General features: G+C 57.0%; 14 protein-coding genes. 8 read left to right on the top strand and 6 right to left on the bottom strand.

Translation table 11 applies throughout. The features are described 5' to 3' along the window. Nucleotides 1-18: 18 nt before the first annotated feature. Nucleotides 19-1,263, bottom strand: a complete 1,245-nt coding sequence (locus ACOOFE_RS28095; RefSeq protein WP_141184503.1) for an ABC transporter substrate-binding protein — start codon at nucleotides 1,261-1,263, stop codon at nucleotides 19-21. Nucleotides 1,264-1,537: 274 nt separating this feature from the next. On the opposite strand from ACOOFE_RS28095, the gene ACOOFE_RS28090 reads away from it, so the two are divergent. After that, nucleotides 1,538-2,587: a LacI family transcriptional regulator gene (locus tag ACOOFE_RS28090; RefSeq protein ID WP_420413067.1), complete on the top strand. Its 1,050-nt coding sequence runs from the start codon at nucleotides 1,538-1,540 to the stop codon at nucleotides 2,585-2,587. Nucleotides 2,588-2,595: 8 nt separating this feature from the next. On the opposite strand, the gene ACOOFE_RS28085 is transcribed toward ACOOFE_RS28090, so the two are convergent. The 5 genes from ACOOFE_RS28085 to ACOOFE_RS28065 all read right to left on the bottom strand — a co-directional run bounded on the left by ACOOFE_RS28085 (nucleotide 2,596) and on the right by ACOOFE_RS28065 (nucleotide 8,545). Next, nucleotides 2,596-4,116 carry an aldehyde dehydrogenase family protein gene (locus tag ACOOFE_RS28085; protein ID WP_420413066.1) on the bottom strand — a complete coding sequence of 507 codons (1,521 nt, stop codon included), beginning with the start codon at nucleotides 4,114-4,116 and terminating at the stop codon, nucleotides 2,596-2,598. Between the two features lie 2 nt (nucleotides 4,117-4,118). Then, the gene (locus ACOOFE_RS28080) at nucleotides 4,119-4,886 is read right to left on the bottom strand and encodes an enoyl-CoA hydratase/isomerase family protein (RefSeq protein WP_420413065.1); all 768 of its coding nucleotides are present in this window, start codon (nucleotides 4,884-4,886) and stop codon (nucleotides 4,119-4,121) included. Next, on the bottom strand, nucleotides 4,883-6,457 hold the full coding sequence (locus tag ACOOFE_RS28075; RefSeq protein ID WP_420413064.1) for an acyl CoA:acetate/3-ketoacid CoA transferase: 1,575 nt from the start codon (nucleotides 6,455-6,457) through the stop codon (nucleotides 4,883-4,885). Before ACOOFE_RS28075 ends, ACOOFE_RS28080 begins: the two co-directional genes overlap by 4 nt. 3 nt (nucleotides 6,458-6,460) lie before the next feature. Next, on the bottom strand, nucleotides 6,461-7,462 hold the full coding sequence (locus ACOOFE_RS28070; RefSeq protein ID WP_420413063.1) for a Gfo/Idh/MocA family protein: 1,002 nt from the start codon (nucleotides 7,460-7,462) through the stop codon (nucleotides 6,461-6,463). Between the two features lie 126 nt (nucleotides 7,463-7,588). Further along, a complete protein-coding gene (locus tag ACOOFE_RS28065) occupies nucleotides 7,589-8,545 on the bottom strand; it encodes a LysR family transcriptional regulator (RefSeq protein ID WP_420413062.1) in 957 nt (318 codons plus the stop codon). Nucleotides 8,546-8,619: 74 nt separating this feature from the next. On the opposite strand from ACOOFE_RS28065, the gene ACOOFE_RS28060 reads away from it, so the two are divergent. The 7 genes from ACOOFE_RS28060 to ACOOFE_RS28030 all read left to right on the top strand — a co-directional run bounded on the left by ACOOFE_RS28060 (nucleotide 8,620) and on the right by ACOOFE_RS28030 (nucleotide 15,680). Continuing rightward, complete coding sequence (locus ACOOFE_RS28060; protein ID WP_420413061.1) at nucleotides 8,620-9,888, top strand: aminotransferase; 1,269 nt, start codon at nucleotides 8,620-8,622, stop codon at nucleotides 9,886-9,888. Between the two features lies 1 nt (nucleotide 9,889). Next, a complete protein-coding gene (gene speB, locus ACOOFE_RS28055; protein ID WP_420413060.1) occupies nucleotides 9,890-10,942 on the top strand; it encodes an agmatinase in 1,053 nt (350 codons plus the stop codon). Nucleotides 10,943-11,031: 89 nt separating this feature from the next. Then, nucleotides 11,032-12,120 carry an ABC transporter substrate-binding protein gene (locus ACOOFE_RS28050; protein ID WP_420413059.1) on the top strand — a complete coding sequence of 363 codons (1,089 nt, stop codon included), beginning with the start codon at nucleotides 11,032-11,034 and terminating at the stop codon, nucleotides 12,118-12,120. A gap of 68 nt (nucleotides 12,121-12,188) precedes the next feature. Beyond that, nucleotides 12,189-13,232: an ABC transporter ATP-binding protein gene (locus ACOOFE_RS28045; protein ID WP_420413058.1), complete on the top strand. Its 1,044-nt coding sequence runs from the start codon at nucleotides 12,189-12,191 to the stop codon at nucleotides 13,230-13,232. Further along, nucleotides 13,232-14,092: an ABC transporter permease gene (locus tag ACOOFE_RS28040; RefSeq protein ID WP_420413057.1), complete on the top strand. Its 861-nt coding sequence runs from the start codon at nucleotides 13,232-13,234 to the stop codon at nucleotides 14,090-14,092. Before ACOOFE_RS28045 ends, ACOOFE_RS28040 begins: the two co-directional genes overlap by 1 nt. Next, nucleotides 14,089-14,886, top strand: coding sequence for an ABC transporter permease (locus ACOOFE_RS28035; RefSeq protein WP_420413056.1), 798 nt, complete (start codon nucleotides 14,089-14,091; stop codon nucleotides 14,884-14,886). The genes ACOOFE_RS28040 and ACOOFE_RS28035 overlap by 4 nt, the downstream gene beginning before the upstream one ends. Before the next feature lie 2 nt (nucleotides 14,887-14,888). Next, nucleotides 14,889-15,680 carry a carbon-nitrogen hydrolase family protein gene (locus ACOOFE_RS28030; protein ID WP_420413055.1) on the top strand — a complete coding sequence of 264 codons (792 nt, stop codon included), beginning with the start codon at nucleotides 14,889-14,891 and terminating at the stop codon, nucleotides 15,678-15,680. Nucleotides 15,681-15,823: the final 143 nt, after the last annotated feature.

Here is a 15,823-nt window from a genome sequence, read left to right as displayed (position 1 = left end):
CGCCGCCCCCTTAGTGGATTACTTGTTGATCTGAACAGCCGTCACCAGCTCATCGACAGCAGTTGCGCTGTCGTATTCGCCGTTGAAGTGTGCGGTGATGACGTCATACATGGCGTTCTTGACCGATGCCGGATTGGCATGACCATGAGCCATGGAGCCATAGAGGTTGCCACTTCCTGCAGCCTTCTTCAGATCAGCCATGCCCTTCTTGCCACACGCATCAAATGCTTCGTCGGACACATCCGTACGTGCCGGCACAGAACCTTTGACCACGTTGAACGCGGACTGGAAGGTTGGTGAAAGAATCGCGGTCGCCAGCGCGGCCTGTTCTTTGCCAACTTCAGAGCCCTGCGAGAACATTGCGAACTGGTCGGCGTTGAAGGTCACCTGGTCCTGTGTGCCTGGGAAACGGAAGCACAGGAAGTCCTGATCCGGAACCTTGTCGGCATTCAGGAATTCACCCTTCGCCCAGTCACCCATCATCTGGAAAGCAGCATCGCCGTTGATGACCATAGCCGTTGCCAGGTTCCAGTCACGGCCGGAGAAATTGTCGTCCACATGGGAGCGGATGACAGCCATACGATCGAAGGCTTCTTTCATCGTGTCGGAGCCAAGCGCGTCTTCATCAAGATCGATGAAAGCAGCCTTATAGAAGTCCGGCCCGCCGGTTGACATGGCAACGGCGTCAAAAACAGTGGCGTCCTGCCAGGCCTGACCACCATGGGCGATCGGTGTTTTGCCTGCAGCCTTCACTTTTTCCAGTGCAGCCACGAACTCGTCCCAGGTTGTCGGCACGGCAATACCGAGTTCGTCCAGAACTGCCTTGTTGGCCCACACCCAGTTGGTGGAGTGCACATTCACCGGTGCAGAGACCCATTTGCCGTCATGTTTTGCAAATGCCTGCAGAGCTTCCGGCACCACATCGTCCCAGCCTTCCAGGCCAGCCTGAATGTTCAAATCCGCCAGAGCGCCCTCTTTCGCCCAGTCGAGAATGTCGAACCCAAGCATCTGCACCGCGGTCGGCGGGTTACCTGAGGTAACACGGGCACGCAGCACAGTCATGGCTTGGGTACCGCCGCCTCCAGCCACCGGCATGTCTTGCCAGCCAATGCCTTGACCCTCAAGGTCTTGCTTCAGCACGTTCAGCGCTGCCGCCTCGCCACCGGACGTCCACCAGTGCAAGACCTCCACCTCGCTGGCAGCCGCCAGGCTTGTGCTCATCGCCAGGGCTGCGACGCCCAGCTTCAAAGACTTCAATGACATCGATATTCCTCCCGTTTAGTGCCTATTGGCGCCTCGGGCGCCCGAAGCGGGCCTCCCGATAATTAGACAGCCTCTATTGTAACGTTACAAACCTTGGTGATGTCAATATTTTTTGTGAAAATCTTCGATCTATCTTTCTCTTTGTTTTTATGCGTTTTTTCAAAGTCTCTCGCCTGTTGCGCTGCAGCACACTTTTTTGTTGTAACGTTACAAAAGTACTGATTAGACTAAAACCGGAATTTGGATTACAAGGCAGCAACTGAAACAGACGGGCATGTCTCGAAAGACTTTGGACACACCAGAAGACAACGCGATCGATAGACCGGGGCGCCCGACTTTGCGGACCGTGGCCGCTGAGGCCGGCTTTGCGGTTACAACAGTGTCGCGTGCTCTGGCCAACGATCCGCAGATCGCGGAAGGCACGCGCAAGCGCGTTGCGGATGTTGCCCGTAAACAAGGCTATGTTCCCAACCGGGCTGCCCAAAGGTTGCGCACTGGTCAGACCAAGGTGATCAGCCTTCTGCTCAACCCGAAACATGAGTTTCTCAGCTTCACGTCCGAGTTTCTCACCGGCATGAGTGAAGGGCTTTCGGGAACCGGATATGCCATCAACATCACCGCCGACAGCCTGAACGACGACCGGCTTGAACAGATCCGGCACATCCGCAAACACTCGCTCGCCGATGCCATCGTCTTCACCCGGACCGAATGTTTCGATGAGCGCGTTCGTTACCTGCTCGAACACGACTTTCCGTTTGCGACCCACGGACGGACGGACTTCACCACGCCGCATCCCTTTGTCGACTTCGACAACGAGATGTTCGTTCACATGGCTATCGAGCGCCTCACCCAAAAGGGCCGGCGGCATGTCTGCATTATCATGCCGAATGAACGGTACACATTCGGTCAACACCTGCGTTTTGGCGCCCGCCAGGCTGCAATTGCGCATGGGATCGAGTTGACCATTCCGGGCGATGTCGACCTGGACAGCGATCCGGATGAAATTGCAGCGAAACTTCGAGAGCTTCACACCGGCCCCAATCCGCCGGACGGCTATGTGTGTGTTGGTGAAGTCAACACTCTGGTGACGCTCGCCTATCTGCACGACATGGGATTGACGCCGGGCACGGACATTGACGTTGTCGCCAAATGGGCGTCGCCGATTTCCAAGCACTTCCGCCCGCGGATCGAGACCATTCGTGAAGACTTGCGCGCCACGGGAAGAGCCATGGCCAAGGTTCTTCTGGCCAGGATTTCCGGCGCCCCGATGTCCGAGATGCAGATTCTCCTGAAACCCGAAGGACAGTTCTCTATTTCGGACTAAGCCAGGCATCACGCCACCCAAGGCGATCGGGTTTTGCCGATCCGCATGGTCACGGTTTTGGCTTCCAAGAACTCGTCCAGACCGTATTTTCCAAGCTCCCGGCCTTGGCCGCTCTCTTTCAAGCCGCCGAAAGGCAGTTCGGCAAAACCATCCATCCAGGTGTTCGTCCAAACCGTGCCGGCCTGCGCCCGGCGCGCAAACTCCAAACAGGTGTGGACGTTTTCGCTCCAAACCCCGGCGGAGAGGCCATAGTCTGCATCGTTTACGAGTGCGATAGCTTCATCCAACGTCTTGAAGGTCAGGACTGAAAGCACCGGCCCGAACACCTCGTCGCGGGCAATCGGCATCTCTCCCGTCACGTTGGAAATCACCGTTGGCTGGTAAAATTGGCCTTTCAACCCAGGAACATCCAGGGCCGCGCCGCCGAGCCGGATGTCTGCACCATGATTTGCGGCCTGCTGCACATAGGTGTCGATTTTCTTTTGATGGTCCGGCGTTATGATCGCCCCGACTTTGGTCGATGGGTCCAGTGGATCGCCAAAGGGCACGTCCCGAGACAAGGCAACTGTCCGCGAAACAACTTCTTCAGCAATATCCTCGTGCACAATTATTCTGGAGCCGGAATTGCAGCATTCGCCCGCGTTGAAATAGACGCCGAACACAATCGCATCGATCGCGCTATCCAGATCCGCATCCGGGAAGAGGACCTGCGGATTTTTTCCGCCGAGCTCAAGCGAAACCTTCTTCAATGTTTCGGACGCGGCCTTGACGATCCCCTTGCCGACCGCGGTCGACCCGGTGAAGGTCACCATGTCGACCCGCTTGTCGGTGGTCATAGCGATCCCGACCGGATCGCCATATCCCAGCACAATGTTGACCACACCGGCCGGACAACCAGCTTCGATCAGCAATTCGCCGAGAATGACGGTGGTAGCCGGGGTCATTTCGGAGGGCTTGATCACGGCGGTGCAGCCGGCAGCAAGCGCAAAGGGAAGTTTCTGGGAAACGATCAGGAATGGAAAGTTCCAGGGGGTGATGATCGACACCACGCCAACCGGTTCTTTCAGAACAACCCCAAGAAAATCGTTGCCCAGAGTGTTATGGCTTTCCCCGTGGATGGTTCGGGCCAATGAAGCCGCGAAACGCCATATATCCGCAGCGCCTTCGATTTCGGCACGGGCCTGGCTGATCGGTTTGCCGGACTCCAGGGTCTCCAGCAACGCAATCCGATCCCGTTCGCGATCAATCAGATCTGCGACTTTCAGCAACAAAGTTGCCCGGTCCTTGCCGGTGGTGGCTCGCCAAGCTCCCGCATCATATGCCTTGCGCGCTGCGGAAATGGCCGCATCCACATCTGCACCGTTTCCTTTTGCCGCCCGGGTCACCACCGTACCATGGGAGGGAGATACCCGTTCGAAAGTTTCGCCTTCAGCGCTGTCTTTCCACGCCCCGTCGATCAGGTGACGAGCGACAAAAGGGTCGTCTGGGAGCTTTGCATTTGAAATGGCAACGACGTTCAATTCACTCATGGTCACGTTCCAGGAAAATTCGGTTTGCGTTTTTCGCGAAAGGCTGTGACGCCTTCACCCCGATCGGCGGTTGGGCCGATCATGCCCGCGCCCAGCGCTTCAATCATCGCGCCACGGTCTTCGCCAGCGGCCGCATGGATCATGTATTTGGCAACTTCGATCGAACATGGCGACTTTGCCGTCAGCCCTTCGGCAATCTCAAACGCCGTTTGTTTAGGATCGTCGGAGATTTCTGCAACAAACCCAGCGGCATGAGCACGATCAGCGGAGATCCTGCGGCCGAACAAAGCCATCTCTTTGACAAGAGGCTCCCCCATCAGGCGGATCAGCCGCTGCGTACCCGACCAACCGGGGACGATCCCGACAGCAGCTTCCGGGAGAGCGAGGGTCGCCTGTGGCGCCATCACCCGAATGTCCGCCGTGGCCGCAAATTCCAGGCCGCCGCCAAAGGCATGTCCGTTCAGCGCAGCGATGCTCGGCTTTGAAAGCCGTGCCAATCGATCAAAAATGCGATGGCCATAACGAACCCAATTGCGTGCAAATTCCCAGGGCTCCAATTGCGACCAAGCCAGGATGTCCGCACCGGCGCAAAAGGCCTTGCTGTCTGCAGCTGTCACAACAACAGCCTGAACGGCAGCATCCCTTTCGATTTCGGCACAAGCCGGTTCAACCGCTTCCAGCATTTCTACCGTGAAGGCATTCAGCTTGGAGGGATTGTCCAACTGCAATTCGGCAATGCTGCCGTGGCGTATCAAATGAAGTCCGCTCACAGCTGCAACTCCATGGCTTCTTTTTTAAGGAGCGCTACCGGCATTTCGGTCAAGGTGTTTGCCAGCCGAACCCGGCCTTTGGAAGCATCAACGATGTCGCGCTGCGCATCAACTCCCGGCATGATTTCCGTTGCCATCAGGCCGGTTTCGGTCAGTTTGATCACACAGCGTTCGGTAACGTAGAGCACCTCCTGACCGAGCTCCCGTGCGCGGCGGCCGGAAAACGTCACGTGCTCGACATTGTCGACCATCTTGGTGAACTTGCCAGGCGCCTTCACCCGCAAGGCTTCATCGGTCAGCTCAAGACCAGCACCCGCCTCAAAGAGGCCGGAAAAGACGATCTTTTTGGCATTGGCTGTAATGTCGACAAACCCGCCGCAGCCTGCTGTCAGATAGGGTTTCTTGCCGAGTTTGGAAACGTTGACGTTGCCTTCAAGATCAATCTCCAGGAAGGACAGGAACGAGACGTCAAAACCTCCGCCCTGGAAATAGGTAAACTGCTGAGGCGACGGCATATAGGCATCGGCGTTGGATGCACAACCGAAGGCAAAACCGGTCAGCGGCATGCCACCGGTCGCACCCTGCTCAATGGCCCAGGTGACGGCCTGTTCCTGCCCGGCTTCCAGAAGGACCCGTGGCACCATCGCCGACACACCAAAGCCGAGATTGGCTGTCTGGCCAGCACTCAGTTCCATGGCCGCGCGGCGCGCGACAATTTTCTCAACGCTGTGGTCGGCAAGCGAAAAACTATCCCACGGCCGCATGATTTCGCCTGAGATGGCCGGATCATAGTCGGTTTCCGTGGTCTGCCGCTGGTCAGGATCAACAACGATCAGATCAACCAGGTGCCCCGGGACCCGGACATCGTGCGGCCGAAGCGAACCGGAAGCCGTGATCCGTTTGACTTGGGCAATCACCAGACCGCGGTGGTTGCGAACTGCAATCGCCTGTTCCAGACCGCCCAAATAGGCGCCTTCATGCTCGTAAGTAAGATTTCCGCGTTCATCCGCCGTGGTTGCCCGGATAATGGCCACATCCGGAATGATGTTCGGGAAATGCAGCCAGGTTTCTCCGCCAAGGTCGATCCTGGAGACAATCGGTTTTTCAGCTGCAACCTCGTTCATGGCGCAGCCCTGGAGAACCGGATCAACAAACGTTTCCAAGCCTACTTTGGTCATCACACCCGGACGGCGCGCGGCCACATCGCGGTGCATGTCGAACAAAATGCCGGAGGGGACGTTGTAGGCCGCGACACGGTTTTCAACGAGCATCTTCCAAATATCTGGCATCGGCATTGAAGACGGCCCGGAGGGATAGGATCCGGCGATGATGGTCGACAGCAGACCATCCTTGGCGATGTGGTCGATGCCTTTGATGCCGTACATGTCGCCCGCTGCGATCGGATGCAGCGTGGTCAGGTTCCTCGGATGCCCATCTTTGTCGAACCGGTCGCCAATGGCTTCCAGCACCTTGTCCGGGCATCCGAGGCCGGAGGAAGAAGAAACGGTGACAACCGCGCCATCCTTTATTCGGGCGGCAGCATCTTCCATGGAAACGATCTTGGAGGTCATGGCTCAAAGCCCTCCATAGTCGACGCGGGTTGCCTGGCCCGAACGGGCCGCCTCGCGTACGGCGAGCGCAACCGCCAAAGACTTCACGCCATCGACGCCATCGGCAGACGGCAAACCTTTACCCGCAGCCGCTCCGGCAAAAAGGCCCAGCGCGCGGTGATAAAGATTGTGCGTCTCGTAAGGGACTTGGCTTTCTCCTGACGCATCGACCAGCCGAATCTCGCCGACAGGCTCCTGGGTCATGACATTGCGTGCAAAGATCGACCCTTCGGTTCCGTGGAATTCGATCCCGGTTCCGGCGTATCCATGGGTAAAACTCTCGTGGGACTGAACCATCACGCCAGATGGCATGGACCAGACCGACATGACACTGTCTTCAACACCCTCACCCATGCCGGATACGCCAGCCTTGGCAACCACATCGACCGGGTCTTCAGCCAGATGAAACCGAACAGTATCAGCATCGTGAACCGTGATATCCGGAATAACGCCACCGCCAGCAGAGGCATCATTGATCCGCCAACCGCGTAGATGCTCCGGCAGATTGACTGCATGAAACACCCGGGCGCTCAAAACCTTGCCGATCCGGCCTGAGGCAATCAGATCGCGAATGGCAAGGTGGGAACCGGCATTGCGAAGATGGTGATTGGTCGCAAAGGTCACGTCTTTGTCCGCCGCAGCGCGCACCATCTCAACAGCTTCGCCTAAGGTCATCGCGAGCGGTTTTTCGCACAAGACATGTTTACCGGCGGCAATCGCTGCCATGGCCTGCGGATGGTGTTTTTCATTTGTGGTTGAAATGTAAACCGCGTCGACGCTGTCATCGGCGAGCAGGGCATCCAGATCAGTATAGCTGTCCGGGATCTGATGATCCTGCGCGTAGGCTTGGCCACGCGCCGCATCGGAGCTCAGAACGGATTGGATTTCCGATCCCGCCTGCGCCCGGATGGCGTCAATGACATAACTGGACGCAATCCGGCTCGCGCCTATCAGTCCCCAACGCATGCATTCCTCCAAAACAATAATTGGAACGTTCCAAATTTTGATCCATAAAAACTGGAACGTTCCAATTTGTCAAGACGTAGATGACATTTTCCGACCGACGACAAGACGCAATAGGATAGATTCCGGTCAGGCGCTTTCTAAATACGTCTTCTTTTTCTGAGACTTATCATCCTGATCACAGTCTGCATTTTTGGCCCAGGCAGATCGGACCGCCTGGGTGATCGCGGCGACCGTGGTGGATTTTCGGTTGTCACGCGCGGTAAACAGACAAAACTGGGCTGAATAGCTGAATTCCGGCACTTCAAATCGGCGCAATTCCCCATTGGCGCACCAGCGCGCCGCATAATGATCCGGCAGATACCCGACATAATGACCTGAACGGATCAACAAGAGCTGCGGTTCGATCTGCAGGACTGTCGCAGCCACATTTCGAAAAACATTCTGCCGGGATTTTTCCGTGCACCAGTAACCACGTTTAACAAAAGGCAACGCCAGCAGTTCTTCACGCACCAAATCCGCCACCGGCATGTGAAAAAACGGGTGGCCGCGGCCACAAAAAAGACTGTGCATTTCCGTATGCAGCAGCACTTGGTCAAGGCCCTCGACCGGGGCCAGATCAACACCAATGCCACAATGGTAGGTGCCGTCCCGCACCTTCTGCTGGAGATCTTGCGCCGCTTCCTGCGCAAGCAATACCTTGGCATCGCCGGCAAGTTCATGAAAAGCGCCAAGCGCTTCCGGCAAACGGTTCTGCGGATCATCGCAAATTGCATCCAACACGCCGATACGCAACTCACCACTGATCTTGCCCTGCACAGAGCCGACGTCGGCGGAAAAGTCGTGCAAGGCGGCATTCAGGCGGGTAGCGGCCTCATGAACCGACCGCCCCTCTTCTGTGAGCTGAAAACCTCCCCGCCCCCGCCGGCACAAGACAACCCCCAAGCGCTCTTCCAGCGCGGCCATGTGATTGGAAATCGTCGACTGGCTGAGATTGAGCTCGCCTTCAGCTGCCGAAAAGCCGCCATGACGGACAACAGCATCAAACACCTGCAGCAGGCGGAGGTCACTTCCAGACGGGCGCATGCACCCTCCCTTACATTTGATTTTTTCAATGTATTGATTGAAACTATCCTATTTTACAAGCTTTCGAAGTTTCTATGATCATTTTTTGCGCGTGCACAATCGGTGTGCGAGCGATCATTGAAGTGGATGCAAGCGTGACGGCCTACAGCCTGAACCAAAACCTGATTGATACGGCGACACCGCCCATTCCGGAGGCCGCAAACTGGCTATCCGCCTATCAAGGTCAGCACGGCCCAGCGCTGAACCTTGCCCAAGCAGTGCCCGGCGACCCGCCCCCTGCCGAGTTTTTGGAACACATTGCAAACGCGGCAAAATCCGCCGAAGCAACCCGATACGGAAACATCTTTGGGGATGGCGCTTTGCGCGCTGCTTTTGCAACAGAATGCGCAAGTGTCTACCAAGCCCCTATTGCCTTCGACGAAGTCGCGATCACAGCCGGCTGTAATCAGGCCTTCTTTGTATCTGTTTTGGCTTTGGCAGCTGCTGGAGATGCGGTCCTTTTACCTGCGCCCTGGTATTTCAATCACAAAATGACACTGGACATGCTGGGCATCGAAGCCCGGCCATTGCCACTTTCCGCCGAGGCCGGCTTCATTCCAGACGTTGAACATGCGGCCGCCTTGATTGATGACAAGGTCAAAGCCATCGTTCTGGTGACGCCGAACAACCCGACAGGCGCGATCTATCCGCCGGGCGTGATCAATGCCTTTCTGGATCTGGCACATGACAAGAACATCACGCTGATCGTCGATGAAACTTACCGGGACTTCCGCGTAGAAAGCGATGCGCCGCATGGTTTGTTCAGCGACCCACGCTGGCGGGATAGAGTGATCAGCCTCTACAGCTTTTCAAAAAGCTTCGCCATTCCTGGACATCGACTTGGCGCATTGATCGCCGGCGCACCGATCCTTGAAGAAATTGGCAAAGTCCTGGACTGCATCCAGATTTGCCCGGCGCGGGCCACGCAGATCGCACTTCCCAACGCGATCACAACGCTTGGTGATTGGCGCAAGGGCATTACTGCAGAGATCAACGGACGGGCCGAAGCATTTCAAGCCGCAATGGTGCAGGCGCCCGACTGGCAGGTCGATCAGATCGGCGCCTATTTTGCCTATGTACGGCATCCATTCTCGAGAATAGCGGCAACGGAAGTTGCCGAACGGCTGGCAAAGGACTGCGGCCTCCTGGCTCTGCCCGGCAGTTATTTCGGACCTGACCAGGATCAGCATCTGCGGCTCGCCTTTGCCAATGTCAACCGCAAGGAAATCGAACGGATCCCGGAGAGGTTGGCAGCCCTTTCGGGATCAACATTCGCTACCGATGTTCAGTGGAAAGATGAGTGATATGGATAACGATAAGCTGGCGGCCATTCGCGCCAAATTCGGCGGCGACAACGAAAGCACGATCTATGATCCGACGTTCAAGGCGGTGGCGGACAAGCTTTTTGACCCGTCCGGCACACGGGTCGCGCCTTATGCCGGCATTCCGACCTTTCTTGATCTTCCCTTTCGCGCCGTTGATTGGTCGGATCCGGATATCTCAGATCTCGATGTCGCATTGATCGGGGCGCCTATGGATCTTGGCATCACCAACCGCAATGGTTGCCGCTTTGGCCCGCGCGCGATCCGGGCCATCGAACGGGTCGGCCCGTTCAACCATGTGCTGGAATGCATGCCGGGTTCGGACTTGCGCGCTGAAGACATCGGTGACGTGCCGTTCCGCAGCCGCTTTGACTTGGTAAAATCCCATGAAGACATAGAGGCGACGATTACAAAACTCGTGGCCGCTGGCGTCGTACCGCTCTCAATTGGCGGCGATCATTCGATTTCGCTGCCGATCCTCAAAGCGCTCGGCCGCGATGAACCAGTGGGTATGATCCATATCGATGCCCATTGTGATACCTCGGGCCCCTTCGACGGCAGCCGTTTCCATCATGGCGGCCCGTTCCGTCAGGCTGTGCTGGAGGGTGTGCTGGACCCAGACCGCACAATCCAGATCGGCATCCGGGGCTCTTCCGACTATCTCTGGGAGTTTTCCAAAGACACTGGCATGAGCGTGATCCACGCCGAAGAGATCTCCAAGCTCGGCTGCGAGAAAATCGCGGAACTTGCCCGTGAAAAGGTCGGCGACGGTACGGTGTATCTCTCCTTCGACATCGACAGCCTGGATCCAGCCTATGCGCCAGGCACCGGCACACCGGAAATCGGCGGCCTGACAACACGCGAAGCCCAGGAAATCCTACGGGCACTAAAAGGCGTTAATCTTATCGGCGGCGATGTTGTGGAGGTCGCGCCGCAATATGACTCAACCACAAACACCGCACATGCCGGCGCACAGATGCTGTTCGAAATTCTGTCGCTGATGGTGTTCAGCCCATCCGTGGCCACCGGAATTTAAAGCTCACACGGCCGGCAAGCCCGCATAGAACGGGCTGTCCGCCTTGTCCCTGACCGCAGCAAACGGTCAACCAACGAGGGGAATTGAAAATGACTGACACAACGAAGTTCAAACTCTCAAGGCGCTCAGTTTTGGCCACTGGCCTTGCCGGCGTCTCCACCTTGGCCATGCCATCGATTTTGCAGGCCGCAGATCGCTCTTTGAAAGTCGGCGTTTATGGCGGCTACTTCAAAGACAGCTTTGACAAGCACATCTTTCCGGAGTTCACAAAGGCGACCGGCATTGCCGTTGAGTCCATTGCAGAGCCGACCGGCGAAGCTTGGCTGGTCCAGCTGGAACAAGCCGCCCGTGCTGGTGCCGCCCCGGCGGATCTTTCCATGATGTCCCAGGTCGCCATGCTGAAAGGCCAGTCGACAAACCTTTGGGCGCCTTTGGATCTCGCCAAGATCGCCGATGCCGACAAGGTGCTGCCGCAGTTCATCAACCGCTATGACGACGGCAAGGTCGCAGGTGTTGGTGCGGTGGCCTGGTACATCACTCTGGTTTCCAACACCGAAAGTTATCCGAAAGCGCCGGAGAGCTGGGCCTTCATGTGGGATCCGTCAAACGCCGACAAACTCGGTCTTCTGGCGCTCGTCTCCAACTCCTTCCTTCTGGAAGTCACCGCCAAAACCTTCTTCGGCGGCACAGAGATCCTCGACACGGATGAGGGCATTCTGAAAGTGATGGACAAGCTGGCGGAACTGAAGCCGAACGTCCGTCTGTGGTACCGGGACGAGGCGCAGTTTGAACAGGCGCTCAAATCCGGTGAAATCCCGATGGGCCAATACTATCACGACGTAACCGGTCTTGCCGCCGCCGACGGCTTTCCGGTCCGCTCCACCTTCCCGAAAGAAGGCGGCATCCTGGATTCAGGCTGCTGGGCCCTGTCGCGTGCGTCAAAGAAAAGCGACGAAGCCCATGAGTTCATCAACTTCATGACACAGCCGTCCATGCAGAAGCTGATGTCCTTGAAAGTCGGCACCGCCCCGACCTTGAAGCGGGACACGCTCGACATGACCGATGCAGAATTTGCCTCTGTTTCCTCCGATATTGATCCGGTCATCCCGCGCTATGATCTTTATTCCACTAAGTCCGACTGGTTGAACCAGAAGTGGACGGAACTGATCGTCGGCTAAGCCCTCTATCCGGGCCGGTGGCGATTACGTTTCCGGTCCGGAGTTTTTGAACGTTTCGGGAAGAACATATGTCCGGTCTTCAACTCGCCGACATCACCAAACGCTTTGGCGCGGTGACCGCTGTCGATGGTATCTCGCTCAATGTCGACGACGGCACGTTCGTGTGTCTTCTCGGTCCATCCGGCTGCGGAAAAACAACGCTCCTGCGTATGATCGCAGGCCTGGAGGACCCGACCTCCGGTGATATCCGCCTGCAGGGTGACCGGATCAACGACACGCCAGCGCACAAGCGCAATCTTGGCATGGTGTTCCAGTCCCTGGCATTGTTCCCACATCTCACCATAGGCGAAAACATCGCCTATCCCTTAAGAATCCGCGGCGCAAACCGCGCTGACTGCGAAGCCCGGGTACGCGAGTTGCTCGATATGGTGCAGTTGCCCGGCATCGAAAACCGGACGATCACTCAGCTCTCCGGCGGCCAACGCCAACGGGTGGCCATTGCCCGGGCCCTTGCGGTCTCACCGCAGCTTTTCCTGCTTGACGAGCCCCTGTCTGCGCTAGACGCCAAACTTCGCGAAGCCATGCAGGTGGAACTCAGGCAGTTGCAGCAACGCCTTGGCATCACCACCATCGTCGTCACCCACGACCAGCGTGAAGCCATGTCCATGTCCGACCAGATCGTCGTTATGTCCAACGGCAAGGTTGAGCAGATGGCGTCCCCAATCGAGGCTTACAAAAGACCGGCCAGCCCGTTTGTTGCGGACTTTCTGGGCCAGGCGAATTTGATCAAGGTGACAAAGGCAGACGGCGGCGCAGCCTTTTCAGGCGGCCTTATCCCCGGGCTGGATATTCCTTATAGTGGCCAGGTATTGATTTCCGTTCGGCCAGAAGATGTCGTCGTGGCCGAGGGTGAAGATGGTCCTGTCAAAGCCGACATCGTCTTCATCCGGGAAATGGGATCGACCATAGAAATCCATCTGAATGCCGGCAGCGACCGGGTCATTGCGTTGGCCCCGCCAAAATCCCATTGCGACCTTCATGTCGGGACATCTGTATCGCTGACCCTGCCGCCAGAAGCGTGTGTGGTTTTTGGCCCTGAAGGGGCACACTGATGCGCCGCAGCCCCCCTCAAAAACTCAGCGATTATCTACCAATCGCTTTTCCTGCCGCCATGCTGGGGATGTTCTTTGTCGTCCCCTTCGGCATAATGGTCGCTATCTCCGTCTTCAAGCGGGTTCAAGGCGGCTTTTATGAGCCGGCCTTTACCTTCGCCAATTACGCCCGGTTTCTGACACCGTTTTTCGGCGAAGTTCTCGCCTTTTCCCTCGGTTTGGCAGCGCTCGTCTCCGCCTTCTGCCTATTGATCGGTGTTCCCTTCACTTATCTGCTGACCAAGCTCCGCCGCCGCGATCAGGTGATGTGGCTGATCGCGCTTTTAGGGGTTCTTTCCCTCTCAGAAGTGATCATCGGGTTTGCCTGGTCGACGCTGTTGAGCCGCACCGCCGGCATCAGCAATTTCTTTGTCTGGCTCGGCCTGATGGACAAACCGGAGGCCTGGGCACCCGGCTTTGGCGCTGTCCTCACAGGTCTCATCTATCAGGCCTTTCCCTACACGGTTCTGGTACTCTATCCCGCGTTCTCGCGGCTGGACCCCTCTTTGATGGAAGCGGCCCGCACGCTCGGCTGTTCGCCCCTACGCTCATTCATGAACGTCGTCCTGCCGGTCATGCGCAAAACCCTGCTGGCGACTTTCATTATCGTTTTCATTTTTGCGCTCGGCGCCTATTTGCTGCCGCAGATATTGGGACGGCCGCAGCATTGGACACTGTCGGTCCTGGTCACCGATCAGGCAATTTACCAGTCCAACATGCCGTTCGCCGCAGCCATGGCCGTCTTCCTGGTAATCGCCAGCCTGCTTCTGGTTGGTTTGTCCGTGATGATTTCGGGCCGGAAAGGAGCGGGAGAGCTATGAGCAAATCAGCCGGAAAACTGTTCTTTGCCGCCATGGCACTTTTCATGGCGCTTCCAGTCATTGTTATTGCCGGGGTGGCGCTCAACGCCAAAAAGACACTGGCCTTCCCGCCACAAGGCCTGTCCGCCGACTGGTATTTGAGTGTTTTGACAGATCCGGCCTGGCGGTCCGCCTTGCTGAATTCCGTCATGGTGGCCGCGGCGGCTTCCGCAATCAGCGTTGCGATTGCATTGCCGCTCTCCTGGTTTTTGTGGCGCCGGGTCGCGCCCTGGGCACGGTTTGTTCAAATGCTCGGGTTCTCACCCTTCATCCTGCCGCCGGTCATCACCGCGCTCGGCGCCCTCAGTTTCTGGGCAACCACCGGGTTTTACGGCCAGCCTTGGACTGTCGTTATCAGCCACGGGATATTCTTCGTCAGCCTACCGCTGGTCACCATCACGCTCGGCTTTGCCACCATCGACCGGGAGATTATCGAAGCGGGCATGACCATGGGCGCAGACGACAAGACACTCATGCAAACAGTGATCTTTCCGCTGATCCGGCCGTATGTGATCTCCGGATTTGCCTTTGCCTTCGTCTTGTCGCTGAACGAATACATAGTGGCTTACATGACCGTCGGCTTCACTTTGGAGACGATCCCAATCAAGGTCTTCAATGCGTTGCGCTACGGCTATACGCCAACCATGGCCGCTGTTTCGGTGTTCTTCATACTGGTTGCCGTTGTTGTCTTTGGTCTGGTTGCCCGCTTTGGCGATCTACCGAAACTGCTCGGCGCCTGGAGCAAGGGGGAATAGGTATGAAAATCGCCATTGCCCAGTTGAACGCCGCGGTTACTTCGATTGAGGAGCGGAAATCCGCCATCGAGACAGCCGTTCGGGAAACTTCAGCCCAAGGCAGCCGGATCACCGTTCTCCCGGAGCTGGCGATCACCGGTTATGGCGCTGGTTCGGCGATCGCTGATTACGCAAATGAGGCTGATGGCGCGGACGCAAAATGGCTGAAACAGCTATCGGCAGAAACGGACAGTGCACTGGTCGCAGGATTGGCGCTGAAACGGGACGACCAGGTTTTTAATTCAGCCCTGTTTCTCACGCCAAAGGGCCAATCCGCCACCTACGACAAGATCCATCTTTACGGCGATTACGAAAAATCGCTGTTTTCGCGCGGAACCGAGCCTTCTCCAATTTTAGAATTCGAAGGCCTGAAATTTGGACTTCTGGTTTGTTTTGATGTGGAGTTTCCCGAAAGGGTCCGAGATCTAGCGCTCCGCGGCGCGGAAGCTGTGCTCGTGCCAACGGCATTGCCAAAAAGTGACGGCGGCGCCTTCATTGCACAGAATGTCATTCCGGTACGCGCCTTTGAAAACCAGGTTTTTGTCGCCTATGCCAACCACGCCGGTAAAGACGCCCGGTTTGCCTATCAAGGCCAATCCTGCATCACCGCACCCGACGGCGCCTTTTTGGCGCAAGCTTCCGCGGTCACTTCTGAGCTGATTTTCGCTGATATTATGCCAGGTAATTTTGAGGCCTGCCGAGCCCAGAATCCTTACCTGGAAGAAACAAGAATGTTTCCGGGGCGCCCAGACTGAGCAGCCGACCGAACGGCTTTCAGTATCACTAGAAAGGGAAAGCGCTTGGACAATCCCAAGACGCTGTGTCTCGAAGAACGGTCAATCGACTTGAGCCGGGCCGGTTCTCCGAGACAGCAGTCGTGGCGCTCCCAAAAGAAGCA

The organism is Roseibium sp. (assembly GCF_965216085.1).
Taxonomy (GTDB): domain Bacteria; phylum Pseudomonadota; class Alphaproteobacteria; order Rhizobiales; family Stappiaceae; genus Roseibium.
The sequence above is the reverse complement of the archived record's forward strand: the minus strand, read 5'-3'. Positions and strand labels throughout refer to the sequence as shown.